Raw genomic sequence first — 26,295 nt, 5'->3', positions numbered from 1 at the left:
AGGGTAGTCATGCTCCCTCGTCGATCGGCCGCGATTGGTGCTTGATCTGCTATGGCTGGACAGATATGTCAAGCGGTGTCAGAAAAACGGACAGGGCCTGCGGCCAAAGCGCCACAGCATAGCCGCCGGGATGAGGAAAACGCTGTTGGAACTGCGGATCGAAGCCGGAAATGGTGGGTTCGATCTCCGATTCGGGGATCAACTGGTGCTGCGGCACGTTCCAAATTGTCCTGCGCTGGTCATGGCGCGGGGGCAGGCCGATGTGTTGATGTATCGCGGCAATTTCCGCATTTCCGATTCTCCTTTCGATGTCGTTGCGCCTTCGGGTTGGCGGGGGAGGGATGATGGGGGCGAATTCCTTGATGGCGACCGCCCGGTTGCCCGGCTGACCATCACCGGAGGCACGTTCGAAATTCGCAGCTTGCTGGCCGAGCATGATCGCCTGCAGGTGCGCTTTCATGCTGAGCCGGGCGAATGTGTGTGGGGCGGGGGCGAGCAGATGAGCTACCTTGCGCTGAATGGCCGCAGCTTCCCGATCTGGACGAGCGAGCCGGGGGTAGGGCGTGACAAGTCCACCGAGCTGACGCAGCGAATGGACGCCGAAGGTATGGCCGGTGGCGACTACTGGAATACCAATTACCCGCAGCCCACGTTTCTCACTTCGCGCTGGCTGGCGGTGCATCTCGACGCCAGTTGTTACAGCGTGCTGGATTTCACTGATCCTGCGGCGCATGGGGTTGATGTATGGAGCGGGTCTGCGCGGTTCGAAGTGTTTGCCGACAATGGCCCACAGGGTTTGGTAAGCCAGCTTTCCACACGGTTTGGGCGGCAACCCGAACTTCCCGATTGGGCGATCGGCGGCGCGATTGTCGGGCTGAAATCGGGTGTCAGCAGTTTTGATCGACTCGAAAAATTCCTCGAAGCAGGCGCAGCCGTATCGGGCCTGTGGTGTGAAGACTGGGCGGGCATTCGCGAAACCAGCTTTGGCCGTCGCCTGTTCTGGGATTGGCATAGTGGGGCGCGCAGTGCGGCGCGCTATCCCGATCTGCGCGAACGCATTGCCGATCTTGCCGCGCGGGGCATTCGATTTCTTGCCTATGCAAATCCCTACATCGCGGTGGACGCGGAACTTTATGAAGAGGCACGCGCTGGCGGGCACTTTTGTCTGAGGCAGGATTTGGCCGAGGTCCATCTCGTTGATTTTGGCGAGTTCGATTGCGGCGTGGTCGATTTTACCCGCGCGGAAACACGCGAATGGTTTGCCACGCGCATTCTGGGTGAGGAAATGCTCGATATCGGCATTTCCGGCTGGATGGCCGATTTTGGCGAATATCTGCCGACCGATCTGGCGCTGGCCGACGGCTCTGATCCGATGGAGGCGCACAACCGCTGGCCGGTGCTGTGGGCGCAAGTGAATGCGCGCGCGCTGGAGAGCCGGGGCAAGACCGGGGATGCGCTGTTCTTCATGCGCGCCGGGTTCTCGGGCGTTCAGGCGCATTGCCCGTTGTTGTGGGCAGGGGACCAGTCGGTCGATTTCACTCGCCACGATGGTATCGGAACGGTTGTTACCGGCGCGCTTTCGGCGGGGCTGGTCGGCAATGCCTACAGCCATTCGGATTGCGGGGGATACACTTCGCTCCACGGCAATATCCGCACGCGTGAACTGATGGAGCGTTGGTGCGAACTGGCGGCGTTTGCCCCGGTCATGCGCAGCCACGAAGGCAACCGGCCAGACGACAACCTGCAATACGACAGCAACCCCGAGCTGCTGGCCTGCTTTGCGCGCTGGAGCCGGGTTCACGCGCATCTTGCGCCCTATGTGCGCCATCTGTGCGCCGATGCGCGCGAGCATGGCCTGCCTGCACAGCGCCCGCTGTTCCTGCATTATCCGCACGATGCCGGGCTCTTTACGCTAAAGGACCAGTTCCTCTACGGTGCGGACCTGCTGGTGGCGCCAGTGATCGAGGAAGGGGCTGAGGTCCGTCAGGTCGTCCTTCCGGGGACCGAGGCCTGGCGGCATTGCTGGACAGGTGAAGACTTCGCACCTGGCACGCATAGAATTCCCGTCCCGATCGGCCAGCCGCCGGTATTCTACCGTCCGAACAGCGCGTTCGCGCCACTGTTCGAAGGTTTGATAGGGGCATTGGAAGGATGAGCGAGCGGGCTAACATCAGGGACGTGGCGGCCAAGGCTGGGGTTGCGGTAAAAACGGTCAGCCGCGTGCTGAACGGACATCCCTATGTCAGTGCCGACACCCGGACCCGCGTGGAAGAAGCGATGCGCGCGCTGGATTTTCGCCCGAGCGTGGCTGCACGCATCCTGTCGGGCGCGAAATCCAATCAGATCGCTCTGATCTATGACAACCACAGCCCTTATTACATGTTTCAGATTCAGACTGGCTGCTGGGATTTCTGCCGCGCCAACAGCATCCGCTTGCTCGCGCAACCGGTAGACGTGGCCGACCCGCAAGTGGGCGAACAGGTGCGCGGGCTGGTGAGCGAGACGCATGTCGACGGCATTATCCTGTCATCACCGGTCACCGACTGCGACCCGGTGCTGCGCGCGTTGGAAGCGATGGACATTCCCTTTGTGCGGATTTCGCCCGGCACCAACCATGCGCTGACCAGTTCGGTGTTCATGGACGATGCGCAAGCCGCCGATGACATGACCACGCACCTGATCAATGCCGGGCACCGCCGCATCGGTTTCATCAAGGGCCACCAGAACCACATGGCTTCGGACGATCGCCTGTTCGGCTATCGCCGCGCGCTGGACCGGGCGGGCTTGCCCTATGATCCGGTGCTGGTGTGTGAGGGTGAGTTCGATTTCGATTCCGGCGCGCGTGGTGCCGTGGCGTTGCTGGGACTACCCAATCGGCCCACCGCCATCTTTGCGTCGAACGATGATATGGCGGCAGGCGTGCTGGCCGTGGCGCACGACCGGGGCATGAACGTGCCGGCGCAGCTTTCCGTGGCGGGTTTTGACGATACCACACTGGCCCGCACTGTCTGGCCGCCACTGACCACCATTCATCAGCCGATGGCCGAACTTGCCCGCACGGCCACGGAAATTCTCATCGCGGGCGGTGACATCACGCATCGTCGCCTGCCCCATACCCTCGTCGAACGCGCATCGGTCGCACCGCCACACAGGACCACTTCATGAGCCTTTTGCCTCTTGCACCCGAATTCCGCCCCCTTGGCCAAAGCGGGATTGCCGTATCGCCCATTGCGTGGGGCATGTGGCGGCTTGCCGAAGATGGCCGCACGCCTGCGGAAGCCGCGAAGCTGGTCCATGCGGCATTGGATGCGGGGATCAATTTCCTCGATACGGCTGACATCTATGGCTTCGACGGCGCAGCCGGTTTTGGCGATGCCGAGGCGCTGCTGGGTGACGTTCTGGCTGCTGAACCGGCATTGCGCGGGCGCATGGTGCTGGCAACGAAAGGCGGCATCCTGCCTCCACTGCCCTATGACCAGAGCGCGGACTATCTGCGCAAGGCCATCGAGGATTCGCTGCGTCGCCTGAAAACTGACGTGATCGACCTGTGGCAGGTGCACCGGCCGGACATTCTTGCCCATCCGCATGAAACTGCGCGGGTGCTGGATGATGCGGTTTCATCGGGCAAAGTGCGGGCGCTGGGCGTTTCGAATTTCACCACACATCAGATCGCTGCGCTCAATCACTTCCTTGGCGAAAAGCTGGCAACGACGCAGCCCGAAATCAGCCCATTGCGTATAACGTGTTTCGAGAATGGCGAACTTGATCAGGCGATGATGCTGGGCCTGACGCCGATGGCATGGTCCCCGCTGGGCGGGGGGCGTCTGGCTGCGCCGGAAAGCGCGCGGGACATGGCCGTGGCCGAGGCGCTGGACGCAGTGGCACAGGCGCAGGGTGTTTCGCGCACCGTGGCTGCCTATTCGTGGCTGATGGCGCACCCGGCGGGCATCATCCCGATTATCGGATCACAGAAGGCCGAACGGATCGCTGAGGGGGCGCAAGCGCTCAAGGTGCAGTGGACACGACAGGATTGGTACGCCGTGCTGGTTGCGGCGCGGGGTGAGCGGCTCCCGTAATAGCCGCAACGTATTGAAGTTTACGATTGCAAATTGAGGGCGGACGGCACCGGTTGACGGTTTTGCCGGTAATGACTTGCGTCCGCCGCGCAGAAGGAGAGGCAAGATGGCTGAACAGAATTGCGAGATCGCCTGGTTCTCGGCGCTGTGCGACGATGACTACGAGTTCCTCGGTGTGCCGGACAAGTATCTGCAATCAAGCTGGGAGCATTGCCGCAACATCGTGCTGCGCGCCGAAGAGGGCGGGTTTGACAACATCCTGCTGCCATCGGGCTACCAGCTGGGCCTTGATACGACGGCGTTTGCGGCGGCAGTTGCCACGCAAGTCCGCCGGATCAAGCTGCTGTGGGCGACGCGCATGGGCGAGGATTGGCCGCCACAACTGGCCCGCCGTATCGCCACGCTTGATCGCATCCTTGGCCCTAATGCGGCAGGAACCGGAGGGCGGCTGAACGTCAACATCATCTCGTCCGACATGCCGGGCGAAACTATCGCCAGCGGTCCGCGCTATGCCCGTGCGACCGAGATCATGAAGATCGTCCGCACGCTGCTGAACGGTGAGCACCTTGATTTCCAGGGCGAGTTCTTCAAGCTGAAGCTCGATCCGCCGCGCGTGGGGACGCTTTCGGGCAAATGCCCGGCGTTCTATTTTGGCGGCCTCAGCCACGATGCCCGCGAATGTGCTGCCGAAGCATCGGATGTCTACCTGATGTGGCCCGACACGATGGACAAGGTGCGCGAAACGATTGCCGACATGAAGGCGCGCGCTGCCAACTATGGCCGCACGCTGAAGTTCGGTTATCGGGTCCACGTGATCGTGCGCGAAACCGAGGACGAGGCACGCGCCTATGCCGACCGCCTTCTGTCCAAGCTGGACGATGAAGCGGGCAAGGCGATCCGCGAGAAGTCGCTCGACGCCAAGAACTTCGGTGTGCAACGCCAGCAGGAACTGCGCGGTGCGGCAGATGGCGATGGTTTTGTGGAAGAGAACCTGTGGACCGGCATCGGTCGTGCGCGGTCAGGTTGCGGCGCGGCCATCGTCGGCACGCCCGATCAGGTGTTGGCAAAGCTGCGTGCCTATCAGGCCGAAGGGATCGAAGCGTTCATTCTGTCGGGCTATCCCCATGTGCAGGAGGCGGACATGTTTGCCCGCTATGTCCTGCCGCATATCCAGCATGGACCCCTGAATATCTGAGAGAATATATCTGATGCCTGACGCCGTGGATCAAGCTGTGTTTGACGTTGCCGTAATCGGCGGCGGCGTCAACGGCACCGGAATTGCCCGCGATGCTGCGGGGCGGGGCGCGAAAGTGCTGCTGCTGGAAGCGCACGACCTTGCCAGCGGCACCTCGTCCAATTCCAGCAAGCTGATTCACGGCGGCCTACGCTATCTCGAACATTACGAGTTCGGCCTTGTGCGCGAGGCTTTGGGCGAGCGAGAGAAGCTTTGGGCCATTGCGCCGCACATCATCTGGCCGATGCGCTTCGTTCTGCCGTGGGTGCAGGGTCTGCGCCCACGCTGGCTGCTGCGGCTTGGATTGTTCCTTTACGATCACCTTGGCAAGCGCAAGCTGCTGCCTGCGACCGAGACGATCAGGCTGGACCGCCATACGGCAGGCAAGCCGTTGAAAAGCGAGTTCGTTCACGGCTTCGTCTATTCCGATGGCTGGGTGGACGATGCCCGACTGGTGGTGCTGAATGCTCGCGATGCGGCGAACAGGGGTGCTGATGTGCGCACGCGCTGTCCGGTGGAAAAGCTGGAGCGTGAAGGCGAAGTTTGGCGGATCGACACCGCGCAGGGCACTTTTCGCGCCCGTTCGATCATCAATGCCGCGGGGCCTTCCGTCCTGTCCATTCTGGATCGCAGCGGAGAAGAGCACACCCAATCGATCCGCCTTGTGCGCGGTTCGCACATCGTGGTGCCCAGGCTGTTCGATCACCAGTATCCTTATATCTTCCAGCTTCCTGACGGACGCATCTTCTTTGCCATTCCCTACGAAAACGATTTCACCCTGATCGGCACGACCGATCGGGATCACGTTGCAGGTCAGCCCATCGTCGCCAGCGCAGAGGAGATCGAATATCTCTGCGAAGGAGCAAGCCGGTTCTTTGCCAAGGCGGTGACGCCCGCCGATGTCGTCTGGACCTATTCCGGTGTGCGCCCGCTGGTGGACGATGGATCGGGCAAGCCGGAGACGGCCACGCGCGGCTATCGCTTCGAAGTGAGCGAAAGGTCTGAAGGCGCGCCGATCCTTTCGGTTTTCGGTGGCAAGATCACCACGTTCCGCACGCTTTCGGAAGAGGCGGTGGACCGCATGGGCGAGCGTATTCCGGCGCTGGCAGGCGCGCACTGGACTGATCGCCAACCGCTGCCGGGCGGCGATTTTGGCGTGGGAGAAGTGGACCAGCGCATTGCCGATCTTCAGGCGCGCTATCCTTTCCTGGAACCCGCTTGGGCCGCGCGCCTGCTCCACGCTTATGGCACTCTGGCGACCACGGTGCTGGGTGATGCGCAAAGCCTTGCCGATTGTGGCGAGCATTTCGGCCACGGTCTGACGGAGCGTGAAGTACGCTATCTGATTGCGCGCGAATGGGTGCATGAGGCAGACGATATTCTATGGCGGCGCACCAAACTGGGCCTGCGCCTGTCAGAGCAGCAGCAGGAACGCCTGCGTTGCGTTATGGGAGGATTTACCGCGCAATGACTGACGCCACCCCGACCGATCGGCGCTGCATCCTCGTTCTCGACGAAGGCACCACGTCCACGCGCGCGATCCTCTATGGCGCAGGCGGTGAAGTTCTCGCCTCTGCGCAGGAGGAACTGACCCAACACTATCCCGCGCCCGGTCTGGTTGAACATGACGCTGGCGAAATCTGGGAGCGCACCCTGCGTTGCGCGCGCGCGATGGTGGAGCGGGCAGGCGGACCGTCGCGCATCGCTGCCATTGGCGTGACAAACCAGCGTGAAACGGTGGTGGCTTGGGATCGCGAGACGGGCCAGCCCATCACCCGCGCCCTTGTTTGGCAGGACCGCCGCACCGAGGAGCGCTGTCGTGCTCTGCGCGAGGCAGGGCATGAGGCCACTGTTCAGGCAGCTACCGGGCTGCTGCTCGATCCCTATTTTTCGGCCAGCAAGATGGCGTGGATTCTGGAAAACGTGTCCGAAGCTGCGGCGCTCGGTCCGCGTCTGGCGTTCGGCACTGTGGAGTCCTGGTTGGTGTGGAATCTTACCGGTGGGTTGCATATCTCCGATGTGACCAATGCCAGTCGCACCATGCTCATGGCATTGACTGGACAGGGTTGGGACGAAGGCTTGTGCGACCTGTTTGGTGTGCCCGGCTCTGCGCTGCCTGAAATCGTGCCCAGCGCAGGGCTTTTTGGCGAAACCCGTGCAGATCTGTTCGGCGCGCCGATTCCGATCACCGGCCTTGCGGGGGACCAGCAGGCGGCGACCATCGGGCAGGGCTGCTTTGCCGTGGGCGAGGCCAAGGCGACGCTGGGCACCGGGGCCTTCATCCTGTCCAACATGGGCACGCGCCCGCCGCGTTCCACGCACCGCCTGCTCGGCACGGTGCTGAGCGAGGTCAATGGCGAGCGGATGTTCGCGCTGGAAGGTTCGGTCTTCGTGGCCGGAAGTCTTGTCAAATGGATGCGCGATAGTGTGGGCCTGCTGGATAATGCGGCTGATAGCGAAGCTATGGCGGCATCGGTGCCAGACAGTGCGGGCGTGGTCGTGGTCCCGGCGCTTTCGGGGCTGGGCGCGCCCTACTGGTTGGCCGATGCGCGAGGAAGCATCACCGGCCTGAGCTTTGCCGCCACCCGTGCGCACATCGTCCGTGCGGGGCTGGAATCAATCGGCCATGTCTTCCACGATCTCGCCAGTGCTTTTGCTGCCGATGGCGCGGGCTGGTCGCTACTGCGGCTCGATGGCGGAATGAGCGCCAACGACTGGCTGGCGCAGGACATTGCCAATATGCTGAACCTGCATTGCGAACGTCCCGCCGATGTGGAAACCACCGCGCGAGGCGCAGCAATTCTTGCCGCCATCGGCGCAGGCATTTATCCTGATCTTGAAGCGGCCAAGGGGATGATCCCGCCGCGCGCCGTCTTTGAACCGGCGATGGATGCAATCGCGCGCGCAGCAAGGCTTGAAACATGGCGCGCTGCGCTGGGGCGGCATCTTTGAAAGAAACGGCGGGCCAGCGCTTTCGACGCTGACCCGCCTTACAGTGCGTTTAGAACCGCGCGCCGACCCTTGCATAGACCTGCCTGCCGAACGGATCGGCAATCGTCGGCAGATAGCCGTTGAACCGGGCAAAACCGGGTGCGGTGTTGAAGGCGTTGATCATGCCCAGTGTGAAATCGAAGCGGTCGTCGGTGCCGAAGCGCAGCGCGTATTGCAGATCGAACACCGAGAACGATTTGATCTTCGTCGTGGCGGTGGCCGGGATGACCGATCCGGTGCCGCTGGTGTTCAGCGCGATGCCCTGATCATCGATCACGCCGGAAGTGTAGCGCCAGGTGCCTGACAGGGTGTGCTTCCCGTATTCCAGATCGACACCCGCAACACTGCGCCAGCGCGGTGCTGCGGCTGACGACAGCGGTGATTGGACGAACTGGTTGCGGAAGCCCACGCCGTTATAAACGATCGATTTTGCACCCGGTGTGGTCGAGCCGATATCGATATCGTATTTGAGAAGGTAGGTCAGGTTGTCACGCACCGTGACGCCCACTTCACCAATGTCGAAGCCGATGGAAGCTGCGAAATCGAGGCCGGAGGTTGCCGTGCCGCTGGGCGCGTTGAACGAGGTTACCTGCACCGCCTGAATGTTGCCACTGGAATCGCGGATCACTGCCGGGCCGCGTGGTGCAGCATTGACCACTGCCTGCGCGCTCTGCAACTGGATCTGGTTGTTGTACTTGTAGTGCCAGTAATCCAGCGAGATGCGCGCGCGCGACATTGGCAACAGTGTGCCGCCGATATTGAAGACGTCGGCAGTTTGCGGCTTCAGGTTGGGGTTGCCAAAGGTCTGTATCGTGCGGAACGTGGTGTCGGGTGGCGTGGTCGTAGGATCTGTAACGTTGCCCACCCCGGTTGAGATCAGGCTGGCCGCGCCATTTGCGATGGTCGGGGCCTGAAACGCCCGGCTGATCGATCCGCGCAGGCTGACTTCGGGAATGATGCGCCAGTTGACCGCAGCCTTGGGCGTGGTGGTGTTGAATCCGCCGTAGTCTTCATAACGTGCCGCTGCGTTGACGTTCAGCCCGTCTATCACTTCATAGTTGGCCTCGATAAACGCGCTCTTCACCGTGCGCGTGAACTCGGTATTCAGGCGCTTGCCAAGAAAGCCCCCGAAACCGCTGAGCAGCAGGTCGGAATACTGCGAGGACGACTTTTCGCGGCGGTACTGCCCGCCGATAGCCACCGCCAGTTCATGCCCGTTGATATTGGCCAGCGTGCCGTTCACCACCGCTTCGGCTAGGTAATATTCGCGCTTGAAATTGAAATAGACGTCGGTCTGCAGGTTGTGGATCAGCGACGGGTCCATCTTGGAAAGATCGGTCTGCAGTGGGCTGTAATAGAGGCAACTCCCGCTTCCCGCCACGGCACCGCCACCCGCTCCGTTGAACAGGTAATTGCAGTTCGGCCCGCCAAAGCCGTTCAGCGCGGCCTGGAACAGATTCATGTCCGTATCCTTGTCCCGCGCGACGGTGTGCGAGGCGGAGTAGGATACGTTGGCGGTGTACTTCCAATCGGATACGAGCTTGCCCCGTGCGCCGACGACATAGTGCTGCTGGTTCACGGTATCGCGCATGACACGATGGTCGTAGCCGCCGGGGAATCCCTCGGCGCCGATGGCCCGCCCGAAGAACACGATCGGGACGCCGAACGGGTTATAGGGGTTGCTGGCGGGCATCGTCGCGTTGCCGGCGTTCTGGGCATAGGACGGCACGCCAAAACGCTGCGAATCCTGATGATAGTAGCTGAACTCGGCAAACAGCGTGTGATCGGGTGCGATCTCGATCGTGGTGTCGTTGTGGATGTTCACGCTTTTCGAACGCGGGCGGATTGGATTCTGGGGCTGGAAGTTGAACGCACAGTTGCCAAGGCCGAACGTTGCGCCGGTCGTGGGGATATAGGTGCTTTCCGTGCCTGCCTTGCCGCAGTTCGGATCAACCACGGTCAGGCGACCGCCCACGGCCTTGGAATCGAACAGTGCGGTATAGTCGTTGCCGTTGATAACCACGTTGCCGCCGCTGGCGGTCGTCGGGCGGCCGATCAGCGTGTAGCGACCGGGAAAGCCCGCGCCCGAGGGATTGAAGAAGTTCGTGATATCGCGATCTGCGTTCTGCAGATTGTCGGTAAAGCGATAGGACGCTGAGGTGACCGAATGGAAGGTATCGTTGCCGATGCCGACCATCGCCTGCACGTTCCACGAGTTCGATTTGTCGATCCCGGTATATTGCGCCGAAATGCGCGCGCCTTGGAATGTAGTGTTGGTGATCACGTTGAACACCCCTGCCACGGCATCGGCACCATATGTCGATGATGCGCCGTCGAGCACAGTTTCGACGCGGTTGATCGCTATGTCGGGCGTCAGGCTGTTGAGGTTGACGAAATCATCACCACCCTGTGGTGTGACGCGGCGGTTGTTGAGCAGGACCAGCGTGGAGCCGCTACCAAGGCCACGCAGATTGACCGAGCGGGTATCGCGCGTATCGGCGCCGCCCTTGGCCAAATCCTGCATCCCGCCAACGCTGCCCACGTTCTGGGGAATGAAGCGGGTAAGATCGCCCAGCGACGTAACGCCGGTGCGCTGCAAGGCCTTGCTGTCAACCGACAGAACCGGCGAGGCACGGTCTTCCTGCCGCACATTGCCGAGATAGGTGCCGGTTACGATGATTTCTTCGGCCTTTGGGGGCGCTTCGGCACCTGCCCCGTCGACGCTCTGCGCAAAGGCAGGGCCAGCAGTGGCGGCAACCAGCGCGAGCGCGGATATACCGGAAAACCGCAGGCGAAGGCTGGCGTTCGGTGTTACGGACATGACGTTCCCTCCCGTTAAACGATGCACGAAGGGAGCGTCCGCGAGCGCCCCTGCGCCCGGTCCGCGATCGGCGCCATGCGGCGTCGATGAGATATAACCCTTCCTGCAATCCTCGAAAAAGACCTTGCCTCAGCTTGTTCAAGCAAGGAAATATAAGTTTCTGATCGATTGATCAGGAATTGCTATTGATCTGCTTTCAGCGAAGCACGGTGCTGTCTTCGGCCTGTTGCAACAGCCGTTCGGCATCGCGCGGCAAGAGCCAGCCCGCTGCCTGTTGTTGCGCTACCGCTTGCCGCACTCGTGCGACGAAGCCCGCGTGATTACCGTAGCGCTCTTCCAGCGAAAGACGCGAATCGCCCGTGGCCTGCCGGCTGGCAAGGGTGCGCGCGAATGGAACGAAGCCGCCTATGAAGCTGCATCCGCCCCCTGCGTCAAAGCCCGTCGTTGCCTCGTTCCAGCCAAGGTAAGTTCCAAGCGGAACCTGTAACTGAACCGAAGCGATACCCGATGTCTCGTTTCCGTCAGCGTTCACACGCGGGACCAGTTGCGGGATTGTGCCGAGCTGCTTTGGCGGCAATGCTGTCAGCACGCCGCTCACGTCGCGGTGACGTAATCCTTTGCCGAAGTTGTAATTCGGCATGACGTTCAGCATTCGTGCGGGGTCAGGCGTGCCGGGCACTTGGGGCCAGCCCATCGCCTGCGCATCTGCCTTCACCAGATCGCCGCCCGCAATGGTGGGATATGCGCTGGGCTTTGGTTCGGCACCGCTGCGCACCCAATCCACCAACATCGCCTGGGCCGCGCGCAGGCTTTCCAGTGATGGGTTGGGATTGCCCGGCAGTCTGCACCCCGGGACCGCGCCATCGCCCGCTGGTTTGAAGCCGCCGGTCCATGATCCGCCATGCGTAACGCTGGGAAAGTAATAGCGGCGCACGTTGGCAGGCAGCGGCACATCCTGGGCGGCGTCGGTGCCGATCAGGCCGGGCGCCATGCGCAGGCCCCAGAACTCTGCCGAGCCGAACGTCTCTATTACCTTGGGGCACGTGTTGCTGATGGTGCAACGGTCCAGCAGGCTGGTCGTGCCAAGGCCGCGCACCTTGTCGTTATAAGGCGACCACCAAAGCGTGCCTTCGCTGCCCGGTTCAAAGGCGCGCGCCGCGCCGCCCGGCACGCCGAACCTGAGGTTGAGCGGCACTTGCCGCGCGGCAATGTTGGGATTGATCCCGTCAAACACGATATGGCCAGCTTCATCCGCATTGAACCCAAGGTTGACGAAGCTCTTGAGGAAGTTGCCTGATTGCGACGTGCCGCTGGCAACCGTCCATCGCACAGCCCCCGCCACGTCATCCGGTGCGTTGCGCAGACGGGCAACCAGATCGCGCGTGGCGGCAAAGCCGATGCCGAGTACCAGCGGGTCTTTCCCGGTGTAGACCAGCGAATAGGCGCGCGCTGGATCGAACCCATAGCGCAAGCAGAGTTTGTGGGGATCGGGTGTCCCGGGGAATGGTATGTTGGTGCAGTCGGCAAAAGCCCAATCCCGCGCGGGCATTGGGTGCCGCACGGCGCTGCCCGCCGTCTGGTAGAACAATCCGGCCTTGCGCGTATCGAGCGAAACGGGCGCTGGTCGGGGTGTGGGGCGGCCGATGCTGCCGGTGATGTCCACGCTGCGAGTGCCTGAGGGCACATCCTGAAAGCGCACCAGCACCGGCCCGGTCAGCGGCTTGCCAGCCTTGCCCTTCGCCACAGGGACAGTAGCCGTCTGCAACCCCGCATCGGCGGGCAGATCGCCCTGCCATCCGCTGACCAGCCGCACGTGGCCATCGGCATCGGCACCGATCATGAAGTTGCCGCGATTGGGCACGTCATAGAACAGCACGCCGCTTGCCTTCGCGGGATCGACGGGGCGCGCGAGGCGAAAGGTCGCGCTGTAGGGAACCAGCCCTTTTTCATCGCGCGGCGCATGGCTGATATCGGTGATCACCGAGTTGCCGGGAAGACGCGGATCGAGCGTACCTTCGAAATGGCCGGAAACGATTTCGTAATCCGGTGCGCCGGGCACCTTTTCGGCAGCGATCACCGTATCGACAATGACACGGCTAACCTTGGCCACCGCGCTGCCCGGAAGCATCAGTGCCATTGCCGATAACCCGGCAAGCGCAACTGCGCGATTACGGTTCACGGTCACAGGCATTCTCCGGGGATAGGCATGTCGAGAAGTTGGGCACCAAGAGTCTTGCCGTGCGGATCAAGCGCGAGCGAGCGCGTGACCCCACCGGCCAGCGCGCCTTCCAGTACGAAATTCAGTGCGTGCAGACCGGGCAATTCGAACCGTTCGATCCGGCGGCAGACAAGGCGCGGCAAGTGCTCGCTGATGCGTTCAGCGGTGACCGTTCGCGCCAGCAGTGGATAGTCCTCTGCCCGCCAGGCAAAGATGGCGATCTGTGATGTGTCACCCTTGTCGCCAGTACGCACGTGGGCGATGTCGCGAAGGATCATGTCAGGCTACCTCGATTTCAACACGGGGCTGCGCCAGATCGCGATCAATCAACGTCGATGCCACGGCCAGCACCTTGCGCGCCGTGCGGCTTACTCCGCCGCCACCCATCGGACCGTTGGTGTAAAGTGCGTCAACCTCGGCACCGATACTTTCCGCGTGGTGCAGCGTATCGGCCCGGCCTGCCACGCGGACGCGCACTTCACGCGGGGGACTGGTATCAGCAACTGCTCGGCGATCCACAGCGTCGATTCCGATCAGGTCGAACTGCATCGCGCCGACATCCATACCGCGTATCCGCAGTCGTTCGCGCACGATATCCAGTGCCAGTCTGCCGCGCTCCACCGCGCCCGGTCCGGCATAGGAAATCTGTCCTTCGCCGATGAAACCGTCTTCATAGCAGATGGAAACCTTCAGCGTATCAGGGCGCGGGGTTCCCGTAGCGCCGATGACTTCGACGCGATCACGGCCCTGTGCGGCAATGCGAACGCCGGTGAAATCGGCAACGACATCGGCCTGCAGATAAGCAGCGGGATCAAGGATCTCGTAGAGCAGTTGTTCTTTGCAAGTTGCTTCCGTCAACGCGCCGCCGGACCTTTCCAGTTTGCCGAAAGTGGCGCGTCCGTTTTCGTCCACGTCAGCAAAAGGGAACCCAAGTCGGGCCAAATCCGGGATATCTTTTACGCCGGGATCGGCAAAGTAGCCTCCGCACAATTGACCTGCGCATTCCAGCAGGTGTCCGATCATCGTGCCTTGCCCCAGCTTGTCCCAATCGTCCATCGACCAGCCAAAGGCGTGGACCAACGGGGCGAGGAACAGCGCAGGATCGCAGACCCGGCCCGTTAGCACTGCGTCAGCGCCCATGCCCAGCGCGGTTACGATGCCGTCCACGCCGAGGTAGGCATTGGCCGAAACCACCGCATTGCCCAGATCCCTGCTGGTGCCGTCTCGGTCGATCAGCGGAAAATCCTGCGCCATGATAAGATCGAGCACATCATCGCCCAGCACGGCTGCGGTCCGATAACCCGTCAGTCCCAGTTCGCGCGCGATTTGCGTGGTGGTGCGTGCCGCCGCCAGCGGATTTGCCGCGCCCATATTGCTGATAATGCCCACGCCGTTTTGCCGGGCGATTGGCATGGCGGCGCGCATCCTTGCATCCAGTAGCGGGTCGAAACCGCCAGCAGGATCGATCTGCCGCGCGGCCTGCGCAAGGCCGATGGTCCGTTCGGCAAGACATTCGAAGGCAAGATAATCGAGCTGGCCATGTTCCAGAAGTTCGATTGCCGGTTCGATCCGGTCGCCCGAAAAGCCAGCTCCCGAACCGATGCGGATGCGCCGCCCGATCATGCTGCGAAAACTCCGAAAAGAACGGCAGCGCCAGTCATCACCAGCGATGCGGCAAAAAGCCACGGGATCGAAAAGCGCTGGTGTGCGCCAAGCTCGATGCCGCTGAGGCCAGCAACAAGGAAGGTCGCCGGGGTGAGGGGGCTGACAGGGAAGCCGGTGGTCATCTGCCCCAGCAGCGCTGCCTGTGCCACCTTGACCGGGGCTACACCATAATGCCCGGCCACTTCAGCAATCACCGGCAATACGCCAAAATAGAAGCTGTCGGGATCGAACACGAGGCTGAGCGGCATGGCCACGCTGGCAAGGATCACCGGGATATGCGGCCCGAAACTTTCGGGCACCAGCGCCACACTGGCACCGGCCAAGGCCTTGATCATGCCGGTGCCATTGAAAATGCCGGTAAATGCCCCCGCGGCCAGTAGCACGCCCACCATCAGCATCGCAGCAGGCGCATGGGCTTCTATCCGCGCGCGCTGCTGGGCCGGAGCCGGATAATTGAGCGCCAGCGCCAGCGCCGTCCCCAGCATGAACACCACCACGGGTTCGGCCACGCCGCTGACCATGAGTGCGATGACCGCCAGTGTCAGCAGCAGGTTGGCTGCGAACAGGTGGGGGCGCAGATTGGCAGGGTCGCCGCCGTGGGGTGCGGCGATGGCAGCCAGCGCGTTGGGATGTTCCGCGCCATTTCCGCCTTCTGCAGCGCGCAATCCCAGACGCCGCTCTTCACGGTGGCCGAGATACCATGAGGCTGCGAATACGAAGGCCAGACCCACGAGCTGCACCCATACAAGCGGTGTGAAAATCTCGCTGACAGAGAGTTTGAGCGAAGCCGCAGCCCGCACTGTTGGCCCGGTCCACGGCAGAAAGTTCACGCCTGCCGCCATCGATGCGGTGCAGGCCAGCACGCGGCGGTCCATGCCCAGTTCGTCATAAAGCGGGCGCAGCGCCGGGATGGTGACAAGGAAGCAAACCGCGCCAGAGCCATCAAGATGAATCAGCAGGGCCAGTGCTGCCGTGCCCACTGTGATCCGCGAAGGTCGCCGTCCTACCAGTTTCAGTATCCCGCCAACCAGAGGGGCCAGCAGGCCCACATCAGTCATGATGCCGAAGAAAAGGATGGCGAAGACAAACATTCCCGCAATCGGGGCGATCTGTCCGATGCCCTTGATCACATGATCGGGAATTGCCCCAGCCTGTCCCAGAACCACGGCGGCAAGGCTGGGAATGAGGATCAGCGCAACCAGCGGCGACACGCGGTTCGACAGGATTGCCGCAAGCAGGAGCAACAGCGTTGCCATCGCAACCACAACCAGCATTCTAACCCTCTCCCGTGGCTGAAGCGCCTATCATTGCGGTTCATGCCGCAAGCGTATCAATCCAACAATTAGAGTTACCTGATCGATTGATCAGAATTTTGCATCGACGGCCATTTCCAACAGCAATCGTCTGAAGGCTTCCGCCGCCGGAGCCAGCGTGCGTTCGGCCAGCGTGCAGATGCCGATGGTGCGCGATGCGATCGGGGCTTGCGTGGTTCGCCATGAAATCTGCTTTCCCACTGCCATCAGCGGCAGGGTGGACTTGGGCAGCAGCGAAATGCCCAGACCTTCACCAATCAGCCCGCCCACGGTGGCCAGTTGCGTGCATTCGAAGCGGGCCGTTGCATCAATGCCTGCCGCTGCGAACAGGCTGTCGGTCATCATGCGCACGCTACTGCGCGGCTCCATCGCGACGAAGGGATATTGTGTGAAGACATGCCACGGTGCAGGATCGGGAATGGCGGCAAGGTCGCCGGGCCTGCACACCAGCACGTATTCGTCCTCGAACATCGGTTCAAAGCGGATGGCCGATGTGCCCGTGGGCGGGATCGTGATGGAAATGTCGATCGAACGGTCCTGCAGGTTCTGCAGTAACCCGCCTGTCAGGTTTTCCCGCACGATCACTTCCACCCGTGAACGGGCTTGCAGGAATCGTGCGATCGCCTTGGGCAGGAAATCCGCCGCGACCGATGGCAGCGCGCCTACGACCACACGTCCGCGTTCCCCACTGAACGTCTGATCCAGTTCGCGAAAGGCGAGATCGAAGTCCGATGTCAGGCGCTCCACGATGGGCACCAGCGCCGCGCCTGCATCGGTCAGCATGACATTGCGCGAATTGCGATCGAACAGCCGAACGCCAAGGTCTTCCTCAAGCAGCTTGATCGTGCGGCTGAGCGCGGGTTGCGAGAGGTTGGCGATGCGCGCCGTTTCACTGAAGCTGCATGTCCGCGCCACCAGAAGGAACAGGCGAAGGCTCGACATGCTGGGTGACCGGGCCATTATGTTCATCTCCCTGATCGTGATCGTTCTCGGCTAAACCCCTATCACATGGTGAAAGGCTTAAGCGGCGCTACTGATCCATCCGGTGCAGCCGCCTTCAATAAGTTGGCCAGCAAGTTGACTGCGCCAAGCGTCGCTTGCCTGTCGGGCACGATCATATCTGAAAGCGTAAGGCCGCGAACGGCCCAGACCATCAGCCGTTTGACCGAACGCGCTGTTTCCTCGTCACCGCCATAGGCCTCGCGCATCTTGGCCAGCGCGCCTTCCTCGGCTGCTTTTTGCGTCGGGCCGACCATCTGGGCCAGATCAGGATCGCTTCGGGCTGCCTGCAGGATTTCAAGCACGGCGATACCGGCAGGCCGGGACAGGACCGACCAGAGAATCCTTGGCCATTCAAACAGACGATCCATTTCTGGCGCTTGCACGATCTCTTCATATCGCATCATTTCGTCATCAAAGACCATTCTGACGACGGCAGCCATCAGTTCTGCCCTCGTGTGAAAATGATGGAGGAATGCTCCGCGTGACACGCCCGCGCGTTCGGAAATGATCGCGGTGGTTACTGCAGCATAGCCAAGCTCGTGAATGGCAGAAACCGTTGCGTTCAGCAGCGCGGCCCTTGTCTCAGCTGTTCTTTCTTCCTGCGTCCGACGTTTCTTCACGCTCTGCCCCACACCCCGATGCTCAATGCCCCTGATCTAATCCACGCATACACCAAATTGTTCAAGGTGCAGTAATAACATTCATGCTTGAATGTATGTTTTATGATGGTAGAGCGCCCGCCAGTTCATACAAACTGCAGGGAGAGAAGCATGAAGGCGTGGAAATTCATTCTTGGTGCAAGCGCTGCAGCGATTGCCATGCCCGCTTTTGCGCAGGATGGCAGCGACGCGGGCGAAGAAGGCGTTGGTGAGATTGTCGTCACTGCGCAGCGTCGCAGCGAAAGCATCCAGAAAATCCCTGTCAGCCTTACTGCCGTCGGATCTGATGAACTGCGCACTCGCCAGATCAACGATCTTGTCGGTGTCGCTCAGGCTGCGCCCAGCCTGCAGATCGGGACAGATGCCAGTTTTTCCGTTCGCGGGGTCGGCACGCTGGCCTTTGCCGGAACCATCGATTCAAGCGTGGCGCTGGCGATCGACGAGGTGAACCTGGGCCGTCCGGTGCTGGGCGCTCCGCTGCTCATGGACATTGAGCGAGTTGAAGTGCTCAACGGCCCGCAAGGCCTGCTTTTCGGCAAGAATGCCTCTGCCGGTTTGCTTAACATCGTGACCGCTCGCCCGCGCATTGGCGAGTTTTCGGGCGGCAGCGACATTGAAGTGACTTTCCGCGAAACGCCCGGAGCAGATCGCGAGGCGCCAGGCATTATCGCACGCCAGGTTCTGAATATCCCTGTTACCGCAAACTCTGCCCTGCGCATCAATGCGCTCTATGGGTATCAGGAGCCGCCGGTAACACGCATCGACAGCGTCGCGCGGGGGCGTCGCGATGACCTGAACCGTCGGAACGTGCAGCTCAAGGGCAAATACCTGCTTGAAGCCAGCGATGCCCTGTCGCTCTATGTCATCGGGGATTACAACAAGCTGACGGGTGCGGGCGCATTCTTTGACCGGACCTGGCGATCCTTCGGTGCAGGCAGCACGCGCAAGGACATTTACGAAAGCACTGGCGGCACCGCAGGGCCGGAGAACTTCCTGCTCTCTGGCGATGGCGGTGCCTTCCGCGATATCGAAACCGGCGGTGCACAGGCGGCGATCAGCTACAAACTCGATTCAGGGCTGGAACTGTCGAACATCTTCGCATGGCGCTATTATTCCAATAACCAGAGCCTCGATGTCGATTACCTCCCGGTCGAGCAGGTCAACGTCAATGCGACCACGGCACGCTATGATCAGTACTCCAACGAACTGCGTGTTGCGCTTCCCGTCGATGCGCCGCTCAGCGGCCAGGCCGGGCTGTTTTACTTCAAGTCGACGCTTGACCAGTCCAGCGATATCTTCGGAAACCTCGGCTTCCCGCCGTTCCTGCTTCCGCAATACCCGTTCTGCGTCGGCGCGGTGGCCACGCCCGGCGCACCTCCGGGAACCTGCTCGGTCAGCAACAGCTTCTTTATCGGTCGCGATACGGATTTCGTGCTCGACACGCAAAGCTATGCCGCATTCGGTCAGTTGACGTATGAATTGACCCAAGGTCTCAAGCTGATTGCCGGTGGGCGCTACACGCGCGACGAAATCCGTCTCGACCTCACGCATGGCCGTCGCAACTATTTCGTGACGCTTTCAGGCCCGAACGGGCGTTACCGTGAAGCCTTCGATACCAACAATTTCAGCTGGAAGCTGGGTGCGCAGTATCAGGCTACACCGGATATCCTGCTGTTTGGCTTCCAGGGCAGGGGCTACAAGGGGCCGGGGTTCAACGATACCAGCATCGTCGGCACAAACGGCACGGCATTCGTCCCTGCAATCCGTCCCGAAATTTCGAATACGACCGAACTTGGCATCAAGACCGCTTTCTTTGATCGCAAACTGACGCTCAACGTCTCGTTCTATCGCACCATTTTTGATGATTATCAGGTGCAGTCGCTTGATACCGCGTTGCAGACCTTCGTGGTTCAGAATGCGGCAAAGGTGAAGACGCAGGGCGTCGAAGTAGGCTTTACCGCACGTCCCATATCCGGGCTTTCGATCAACGGCGGCATGTCGTTCCTTGACGCCAAGTTCCAGAGCTTCCCCGGCGCGCAGTGCTATTCCGGTCAGACGACGCCAAGTTGCGCAACGTCTGGAACGTTCGACGCTGCGGGGCTGAGGCTTCCGGTTTCACCGAAGTTTACCTCCACCGTTCAGGCGACATACGACCTGCCGGTCAGCGGCGATGTTGTGCCGTTCCTTCAGGGTAACTGGTATCACCGCTCCTCGGTGAACTACATCCTCAACGGCGCACCGGGCGGCTTCTTCCGTTCGGTCGATACCTTTGGCGCGAACATTGGCGTGAAGCTGGGCAACACTCTGCAGGCAAGCCTGTTCTGCAAGAACTGCACCAACGAACACGTCCCGCAAAGCATCTCGTTGGATGCTGGCGAAGAAAACGATGGGATCGGATCATACGGACAGGTCTTCGGCCTCGATTCCGTCAGATCGTTCGGTCTGTCGCTGTCCTTGCGCTACTGAAAACTCAAAAGCCGGGGCGAGATCCGCCCCGGCTTTTCATTTGCAACGTTGCCGATATTTTCTCCCGACATGGGCAAGCCCGTTGCTGTCAGTGCGCGATAAAGCCGCCATCGGTTGGCAGCGTAATGCTCGTCACAAAGCTTGCCTTGGGGCTGCATAGCCCAGAACGGCAGTCACTTTCGCTGCATGAGCAAGGCTTCAATGGAAATCGCGCGATCTTGGCAGAATCCTGACGTCACGTGGGTGACTGTGCACGCGAGGGCGCTGAGGATGATGAATTTCGTCGTTGCGTGAAATTGGCGGCGATAGGCGTTCCTGATCGGCTAGATGTTCAAGCATTGCCGTGCGGTCTATCACCTTAGTGGCCATAAGGTGCACTACCCCTTCATTACTTTTCTGTATTTCACCTTCGATCAGCATAAGGCGCGCAGCCATGACGGCGCGGCGTTGTTTATCGAGATCGCGTGCCCATAGCAGCGCATTTACGATCCCGGTTTCGTCTTCGATCGTGATGAAAACCGCGTTACCCTTACCGGGGCGCTGGCGGGTGAGCACGACACCGGCAACACGCGCCTTGCGGCCATCGGGCAGGGCGTTCGCATCGACGCACGATAAAACGCCTTCACGGATCAGGGTTGTGCGCAGGAACTGCATCGGATGGCCTTTCAAGGAAAGGCGCGTGGTCTGATAATCGGCGACAACCTCCTCGGCCAGTGACATCGTGGGAAGGCGTGCATCCACTTCCTGGCCAAGCTCGGGAGCGGCGGCGCTCGCAAACAGCGGCAATTGTGTCGGTGGGGTGCGGCGTACATCCCACAAGGCATCGCGGCGTGATCCTGCCAGTATGCCGAATGCATCGGCGTCGGCCAGCTTGCGCAAAGCAGCAGGTGGCAGCGCTGCGCGGCGAGCGAGATCTTCGATTGAGGCGAAGGTGCCCGTCTGACGGGCCTGCACTGTGGTTTCGGCCCAGTCCTGACGGAAGCCATCGATGCGGGAAAAGCCCAACCGCAATGCCAGCGAGCCGTTTGCCGGGCGTTCCAGCGTGCAGTCCCAACCGCTGGCGTTTACGTCCACCGCGCGTACATCCACGCCATGCTCCTGCGCATCTCGGACAAGTTGTGCAGGAGCATAGAAGCCCATCGGTTGGCTGTTGAGCAGTGCGCAGGTAAACACTGCCGGATGACAGCATTTCAGCCATGACGAGACATAGGCCAGCCACGCAAAGGCCTGCGCATGGCTTTCGGGAAAGCCGTATTCGCCAAATCCCTTGATCTGCTGATAGCACCGTTCGGCGAAATCGCGCTCATAGCCGCGTCGCACCATGCCATCGATCAGCAGATCTTCGTAATTGTGTACTGTCCCGTGATGGCGGAAAGTCGCCATCGCGCGTCGCAAACCATCTGCTTGTGATGGCGTAAAATCGGCAGCGACGATGGCCAGCTTCATGGCTTGTTCCTGAAACAATGGCACGCCCAGCGTTTTCCCTAAAACTTCGCACAACTCGTTTTTGTCGTGCGGATGGGCGGGACTGGGAAACACGACTGTTTCCTCCCGATTTCGCCGCCTGAGATAGGGATGGACCATGCCACCCTGAATCGGACCGGGCCGGACGATGGCGACCTGAATGACCAGATCGTAAAGCTTCTTGGGTTTGATCCGGGGCAGCATGGCAATCTGCGCGCGACTTTCGACCTGAAATGTGCCGATGGAATCGCCTCGTTGAAGCATGATATATGTAGCTTTGTCCTCTCGCGGGACTGTGGCCAGCGTCAGGTCGATCCCCTGATGTGCACGCAGAAGATCAAAACTTTTGCGGATCGCGGTGAGCATACCCAGGGCGAGCACATCGACCTTCATCAACCCCAGTGCGTCGATATCGTCTTTGTCCCATTCGATGAAGGTGCGGTCTGGCATGGCTGCGTTGTGGATCGGCACGAGTTCATCAAGGCGCGTCTCGGTCAGCACGAAACCCCCAACGTGCTGCGACAGGTGACGCGGAAAAGTCAGCACTTGGTCGACCAGCGTCTTCAGCCGGGCAACTGCCGGGTTGGCAATGTCCAGCCCAGCCTCTTCGACGCGCGCCTCGGGCACGTTATTTCCCCAGTTGCCCCAGATGGTCGAAGCAAGACGCGCGGTTACATCCTCTGTCAGGCCCAGCGCCTTGCCAACCTCCCGAAGCGCGCTTCTTGGGCGGTAATGGATGACTGTGGCGGCAATGCCTGCTCGCTCGCGGCCATAGCGGGCATAAATGTACTGCATGATCTCCTCGCGGCGTTCATGCTCGAAGTCCACGTCGATGTCGGGCGGTTCATCGCGTTCTTCAGACAGGAAGCGTGAAAACAGCAGCTTTTCATGCACTGGATCGATGGGAGTGATGCCAAGGAAATAGCAGACCAGCGAATTCGCCGCACTGCCGCGTCCCTGACACAGGATCGGCGGATCAAGGCTACGGGCATGGTGCACTATATCGTGTACAGTGAGGAAGTAAGGTGCGTAGTTCTTGCCACGGATCAGGCGGAATTCCTCGCTCAACACAGCACAATAGTTTTGGGGCAAGCCTTCGGGAAAATGCGCAAGGCCTCCCTCTTGAACCAGGTGTTCCAGCCAGTCCTGCGGCTCCCAGCCTTCCGGCACTGGTTCATGTGGATATTCGTAGTGCAGATCCTTGAGAGTGAAGGCGATATGCGAAAGCAACTCGATAGTTGCTGCAATAGCTTCAGGGCAGGCGCGGAACAGGCGTGCCATTTCAGCAGGCGGCTTCAAGTGGCGTTCCGCGTTGGCAAGCAAACATTGCCCGGCTGTGGCAATGGTCGTGCCCTCACGGATGCAGGTCAGAACATCGTGCAAAGGCCGCACATCGGGGTGATCGTAAAGCGCATCACATGTGGCGAGCAGCGGTGTACCGCAGGCCCTGCCCAGCGCCTGCATTTGCGCCAACTGTCGCGCATCTGTCCCGTCACGCCGCATCGTGACGGCAAGCCATACGGCACCGGGGCGCGCTTCGGCCAACCGTTTCAGGACAGCCTGATCGTTGCCGGTGACGATCAGCAGCAGATCCTCGGCATGATCCAGCAGATCGTGCAGATATAGCGTGCAATCGCCTTTTTCGGCGCGCCGATTTCCTAGTGTCAACAGCCGTGTGAGCCGCCCCCAGCCGTGGCGAGTAGCGGGATAAGCGACGATGTCCGGCGTCCCGTCTGCAAACACCAGTCGCGCGCCCACTGCCAACTGTAACCCACTTTCTTGTTCGCCGAGTTCCCTCCAGGCTATATGCGCGCGCACCACGCCCGCCACGGTATTGCGATCGGCAATGCCGATCCCCGACATGCCGAGATGATGCGCGCGTGCCACCATTTGCGCAGGATGCGAAGCACCACGCAGAAAACTGTAGTTGGTGGCAGCGACAAGTTCGGCAAAGGGCAGAGTGCCGTTCATGCAAATAACCCGTGCAGATACCATTTTGGCTTCTGAAGCTCTTCGTAAAGTCCGTGTCGAAATATCCAGTAACGCCGTCCACGAATGTCCTCGATCCGGTAATAATCGCGCGTCAGTCCGCCTTTTCCGGGATTTTCGCCGCCTTTGCGTCGCCACCATTCTGGAGCGATCCGCTCTGGCCCTTCATAAAGCCGCACCTCATGCAGTTTGCGTCGCCAGCGGAAACGATGGGGCGGACCGTCGGGCACTTCGGCGATGACTTCCACCGGCTGTGGTGGATCAAACAGGAACAGTGGGCGCATTGGTGGTTCACCCACAGGTGGCGTTGGCCAGCGCACGGGGTCGCGAGCGTGGATGACAGGCAAGGCTAGTTGGCTTTGTTCAGGAATATGGCTGTCTTGTGGCAACAGGCAGCATAGACTGGTCGGCCCCAACCGTGTGCTCAGCCTATCAATCAGCTCAGCCAATGCCGCATTGACCTGCTCTTCGCCGTCAAGCGCAGGCTGGCTTGCCACAAGCGGTTCGGTGACGGGCAGGAACAGTGTGATCCGATCATAGCCAAAGCCAGGATCAAGAGGGTCGGCCAGCGTCGCAATTCGCTCATCAAACAGGCGCAATACGGGGGCAGGATCGCGCGTAGGCAAACCGGTTTCTATCGCCAGCCTATGCCGCGCGCCATCGCTGCGGAACAGTGTCAGCACGAAACGCCGTCCGCCAAGGCCACGTTCCTCGAGTTTTCGAGCGGCTTCACGCAGCAGATCGAGGAAGCAGGCGGCTATGCTGGCCTGAAGCGCCACTGGTTCGGAAAAGCGGTGTTCAAAATGAAGTGGTTCAGGGTGAACCAGAGGGTCAACGGGGGCATGTTCCTCGCCCAAAAGGCGGCGCAATGCTGTAACTGTGCCTGCACCAAAGCGTGCGGCGATGCTGGCCGCCGGGCGCGTTGCCAGATTTCCGATGGTTTTCAACCCCGCGCGGCGCAAGGTCGTCTCCGCTTCATCATCCAGCCCCAGTGCCAGTACGGGCAATGCGTGCAATGCCTGTCGCTCCTCCGTCACGGGCAAGGGGGCGTAGCGTGCCAACGCTTGCGCTCCTTGCGCGGTAGCGGCCACAGCCATGCGCACATTCATCCCGATAGCGATGAAGGTATCCTCGATCTGTGCGACAAGGCCTGTCTCGCCGCCAAACAGGTGTTCGCTGCCGGTAATATCCAGCGTTATCCCATCGGGCGGGGCAAGGGCGATGCGCGGTGACCAGCTCAGGCACTGTTCGGCCAACCTTTTCAAACAATGACGGTCAGCTTCCTCGTCCACATCGGCCACGGCAAGATCAGGATGCAACGCGCGTGCGTCAGCTAGCGTCTGGCCAGGCGCAATGCCCAGTGCACTGGCGTGAGCATCGACAGCCCGCAAACGAAGTGCGCCTTTGACCTTTCCCACGATGGCCAGAGGCGCGTCAGGCGACCCATCGCTCATCGCTCCCGCTTCCCGCCCTTCCAGCCGCAGCCGGTCGGTGGGAAGCAGGGGAAACCACAGCGCCAGATGGCGCCGTTTCACGGAACATACGTTGGTCACGGTCCCACTCCAGGCGCCAGCCTAGCCCGCAGGGGCCTGATCGCTGGCGCAGCAAGGTCACATCAAAGGTCGGCAAGCCCGGTGCATTGTCCGGCAGCGCGCTTGAAGGCGCAGCGGCAACCTGCCAGCGGGTCTGCGCTGCGCTGGGTACGGGCGCGGCATCGAAACGTAGCAGTAACAGCGGCACGCCCGATTTCTCGGCGGCCAAAGCAAGACGGCGGCTGGCGGTCAGGTCCAGCTCACGCATTGCTCCCCAGCCTTCTACCATGACTGCGCCCAGCGTCGGGCAGCGCAAGGCATCAACCGCAGTACGGAGCAGAGACATTGCGTCAGCGACTACGCCCACGAGTGCAAGTCCCGGCGTACCTCCTAGTTCGGCCCAGCCATTGGCCTGCGCTACCCCGCCCAGTCGCACCGCGCGCTGTGCTCTCAGCCACAGAACCCGGCCCTCGGTTGTGGTCAGAACTGTTGCCAGCGCCACGCCGAAACCTGCTGCGGTTGGCTCATCATCTGTCTCTGCCGCATAAATTTCGTGCACACATCCCCGAGCTAACCCACCCCCCAACGCTGTATCGAGAGACGCAACGCCAAACGCCCGGCGCGTCAGGGCAACCGGCTTCGCGCTTTCGTGCAGAAGGGCAGGAGTGATTCGCATTTGTTCACTTTATGTTCTTATATGGGGTGAGATCAAGCGGTCGTTCCGGTGCGATCCGACCCGTGTCAGGCTGATGCTAGGTTCTTACGCGACAAAAGGCGCGCGAACCGGGCAAACATTTCTTTTGTTCGGAAGTGGCGCGCCCGGCAGGACTCGAACCTGCTGCCTCAAGATTAGAAGTCTCGCGCT

The 26,295-nt window shown here is 61.1% G+C and carries 17 protein-coding genes; 7 read left to right on the top strand and 10 right to left on the bottom strand.

Annotation, left to right across the window (positions count from 1 at the left end):
* Positions 1 to 145 precede the first annotated feature (145 nt).
* From ACOVQ0_RS11555 to ACOVQ0_RS11530, 6 genes are all read left to right on the top strand, one after another.
* Complete coding sequence (locus ACOVQ0_RS11555) at positions 146 to 2,155, top strand: alpha-glucosidase (protein WP_421884531.1); 2,010 nt, start codon at positions 146 to 148, stop codon at positions 2,153 to 2,155.
* Positions 2,152 to 3,165 (top strand): LacI family DNA-binding transcriptional regulator, encoded by a 1,014-nt coding sequence (locus tag ACOVQ0_RS11550; RefSeq protein WP_421884528.1) that lies wholly within the window; start codon positions 2,152 to 2,154, stop codon positions 3,163 to 3,165. The genes ACOVQ0_RS11555 and ACOVQ0_RS11550 overlap by 4 nt, the downstream gene beginning before the upstream one ends.
* Positions 3,162 to 4,076 carry an aldo/keto reductase gene (locus tag ACOVQ0_RS11545; RefSeq protein WP_421884525.1) on the top strand — a complete coding sequence of 305 codons (915 nt, stop codon included), beginning with the start codon at positions 3,162 to 3,164 and terminating at the stop codon, positions 4,074 to 4,076. The genes ACOVQ0_RS11550 and ACOVQ0_RS11545 overlap by 4 nt, the downstream gene beginning before the upstream one ends.
* A 106-nt stretch (positions 4,077 to 4,182) precedes the next feature.
* Positions 4,183 to 5,271: an LLM class flavin-dependent oxidoreductase gene (locus tag ACOVQ0_RS11540; RefSeq protein ID WP_421884522.1), complete on the top strand. Its 1,089-nt coding sequence runs from the start codon at positions 4,183 to 4,185 to the stop codon at positions 5,269 to 5,271.
* A gap of 13 nt (positions 5,272 to 5,284) precedes the next feature.
* On the top strand, positions 5,285 to 6,781 hold the full coding sequence (gene glpD / locus ACOVQ0_RS11535; RefSeq protein WP_421884520.1) for a glycerol-3-phosphate dehydrogenase: 1,497 nt from the start codon (positions 5,285 to 5,287) through the stop codon (positions 6,779 to 6,781).
* A complete protein-coding gene (locus ACOVQ0_RS11530) occupies positions 6,778 to 8,262 on the top strand; it encodes a glycerol kinase (RefSeq protein ID WP_421884517.1) in 1,485 nt (494 codons plus the stop codon). Before glpD ends, ACOVQ0_RS11530 begins: the two co-directional genes overlap by 4 nt.
* 49 nt (positions 8,263 to 8,311) lie before the next feature.
* Here ACOVQ0_RS11530 and ACOVQ0_RS11525 read toward each other — a convergent pair whose 3' ends face one another.
* The 7 genes from ACOVQ0_RS11525 to ACOVQ0_RS11495 all read right to left on the bottom strand — a co-directional run bounded on the left by ACOVQ0_RS11525 (position 8,312) and on the right by ACOVQ0_RS11495 (position 17,940).
* Positions 8,312 to 11,122 (bottom strand): TonB-dependent receptor plug domain-containing protein, encoded by a 2,811-nt coding sequence (locus ACOVQ0_RS11525; RefSeq protein ID WP_421884515.1) that lies wholly within the window; start codon positions 11,120 to 11,122, stop codon positions 8,312 to 8,314.
* Between the two features lie 196 nt (positions 11,123 to 11,318).
* Complete coding sequence (locus ACOVQ0_RS11520) at positions 11,319 to 13,259, bottom strand: alpha/beta hydrolase domain-containing protein (RefSeq protein ID WP_421884513.1); 1,941 nt, start codon at positions 13,257 to 13,259, stop codon at positions 11,319 to 11,321.
* A 44-nt stretch (positions 13,260 to 13,303) separates the two neighbouring features.
* Positions 13,304 to 13,618, bottom strand: a complete 315-nt coding sequence (locus ACOVQ0_RS11515) for an AtuA-related protein (protein WP_421884510.1) — start codon at positions 13,616 to 13,618, stop codon at positions 13,304 to 13,306.
* Position 13,619: 1 nt separating this feature from the next.
* Positions 13,620 to 14,963 carry an acyclic terpene utilization AtuA family protein gene (locus ACOVQ0_RS11510; RefSeq protein WP_421884506.1) on the bottom strand — a complete coding sequence of 448 codons (1,344 nt, stop codon included), beginning with the start codon at positions 14,961 to 14,963 and terminating at the stop codon, positions 13,620 to 13,622.
* A complete protein-coding gene (locus ACOVQ0_RS11505) occupies positions 14,960 to 16,279 on the bottom strand; it encodes a CitMHS family transporter (RefSeq protein ID WP_421884503.1) in 1,320 nt (439 codons plus the stop codon). Before ACOVQ0_RS11505 ends, ACOVQ0_RS11510 begins: the two co-directional genes overlap by 4 nt.
* 90 nt (positions 16,280 to 16,369) lie before the next feature.
* A complete protein-coding gene (locus ACOVQ0_RS11500) occupies positions 16,370 to 17,278 on the bottom strand; it encodes a LysR family transcriptional regulator (protein WP_421884500.1) in 909 nt (302 codons plus the stop codon).
* A gap of 44 nt (positions 17,279 to 17,322) precedes the next feature.
* Positions 17,323 to 17,940 (bottom strand): TetR/AcrR family transcriptional regulator, encoded by a 618-nt coding sequence (locus ACOVQ0_RS11495; RefSeq protein WP_421884497.1) that lies wholly within the window; start codon positions 17,938 to 17,940, stop codon positions 17,323 to 17,325.
* A gap of 150 nt (positions 17,941 to 18,090) precedes the next feature.
* Between ACOVQ0_RS11495 and ACOVQ0_RS11490 the strand changes: the two genes are divergently transcribed.
* Entirely contained in the window at positions 18,091 to 20,445 is a 2,355-nt protein-coding gene (locus ACOVQ0_RS11490) for a TonB-dependent receptor (RefSeq protein WP_421884494.1), read from the top strand.
* Positions 20,446 to 20,643: 198 nt separating this feature from the next.
* Here the strand turns inward: ACOVQ0_RS11490 and ACOVQ0_RS11485 are convergent, their stop codons facing one another.
* Genes ACOVQ0_RS11485 through ACOVQ0_RS11475 form a run of 3 tightly spaced genes read right to left on the bottom strand, consistent with a single transcriptional unit; the run spans position 20,644 to position 25,989 of the window.
* Complete coding sequence (locus ACOVQ0_RS11485; RefSeq protein WP_421884491.1) at positions 20,644 to 23,880, bottom strand: error-prone DNA polymerase; 3,237 nt, start codon at positions 23,878 to 23,880, stop codon at positions 20,644 to 20,646.
* Positions 23,877 to 25,433, bottom strand: coding sequence for a Y-family DNA polymerase (locus ACOVQ0_RS11480; protein WP_421884488.1), 1,557 nt, complete (start codon positions 25,431 to 25,433; stop codon positions 23,877 to 23,879). The genes ACOVQ0_RS11485 and ACOVQ0_RS11480 overlap by 4 nt, the downstream gene beginning before the upstream one ends.
* Positions 25,333 to 25,989: an ImuA family protein gene (locus ACOVQ0_RS11475; protein WP_421884484.1), complete on the bottom strand. Its 657-nt coding sequence runs from the start codon at positions 25,987 to 25,989 to the stop codon at positions 25,333 to 25,335. The genes ACOVQ0_RS11480 and ACOVQ0_RS11475 overlap by 101 nt, the downstream gene beginning before the upstream one ends.
* Between the last annotated feature and the right edge of the window lie 306 nt (positions 25,990 to 26,295).

It is taken from the genome of Novosphingobium sp. (genome assembly GCF_049240505.1).
Lineage (GTDB): Bacteria > Pseudomonadota > Alphaproteobacteria > Sphingomonadales > Sphingomonadaceae > Novosphingobium.
Note: the sequence above shows the minus strand (reverse complement) of the source record. Positions and strands in the feature narration are given on the sequence as shown.

Coding starts and splice junctions, on each gene's coding strand:
- ACOVQ0_RS11515 (WP_421884510.1), bottom strand. CDS start 13,618: ATGATCCTTCGCGACATCGCCCACGTGCGTACTGGCGACAAGGGTGAC.
- ACOVQ0_RS11505 (WP_421884503.1), bottom strand. CDS start 16,279: ATGCTGGTTGTGGTTGCGATGGCAACGCTGTTGCTCCTGCTTGCGGCA.
- glpD (WP_421884520.1), top strand. CDS start 5,285: ATGCCTGACGCCGTGGATCAAGCTGTGTTTGACGTTGCCGTAATCGGC.
- ACOVQ0_RS11485 (WP_421884491.1), bottom strand. CDS start 23,880: ATGAACGGCACTCTGCCCTTTGCCGAACTTGTCGCTGCCACCAACTAC.
- ACOVQ0_RS11500 (WP_421884500.1), bottom strand. CDS start 17,278: ATGGCCCGGTCACCCAGCATGTCGAGCCTTCGCCTGTTCCTTCTGGTG.
- ACOVQ0_RS11510 (WP_421884506.1), bottom strand. CDS start 14,963: ATGATCGGGCGGCGCATCCGCATCGGTTCGGGAGCTGGCTTTTCGGGC.
- ACOVQ0_RS11550 (WP_421884528.1), top strand. CDS start 2,152: ATGAGCGAGCGGGCTAACATCAGGGACGTGGCGGCCAAGGCTGGGGTT.
- ACOVQ0_RS11545 (WP_421884525.1), top strand. CDS start 3,162: ATGAGCCTTTTGCCTCTTGCACCCGAATTCCGCCCCCTTGGCCAAAGC.
- ACOVQ0_RS11530 (WP_421884517.1), top strand. CDS start 6,778: ATGACTGACGCCACCCCGACCGATCGGCGCTGCATCCTCGTTCTCGAC.
- ACOVQ0_RS11525 (WP_421884515.1), bottom strand. CDS start 11,122: ATGTCCGTAACACCGAACGCCAGCCTTCGCCTGCGGTTTTCCGGTATA.
- ACOVQ0_RS11540 (WP_421884522.1), top strand. CDS start 4,183: ATGGCTGAACAGAATTGCGAGATCGCCTGGTTCTCGGCGCTGTGCGAC.
- ACOVQ0_RS11520 (WP_421884513.1), bottom strand. CDS start 13,259: ATGGCACTGATGCTTCCGGGCAGCGCGGTGGCCAAGGTTAGCCGTGTC.
- ACOVQ0_RS11490 (WP_421884494.1), top strand. CDS start 18,091: ATGAAGGCGTGGAAATTCATTCTTGGTGCAAGCGCTGCAGCGATTGCC.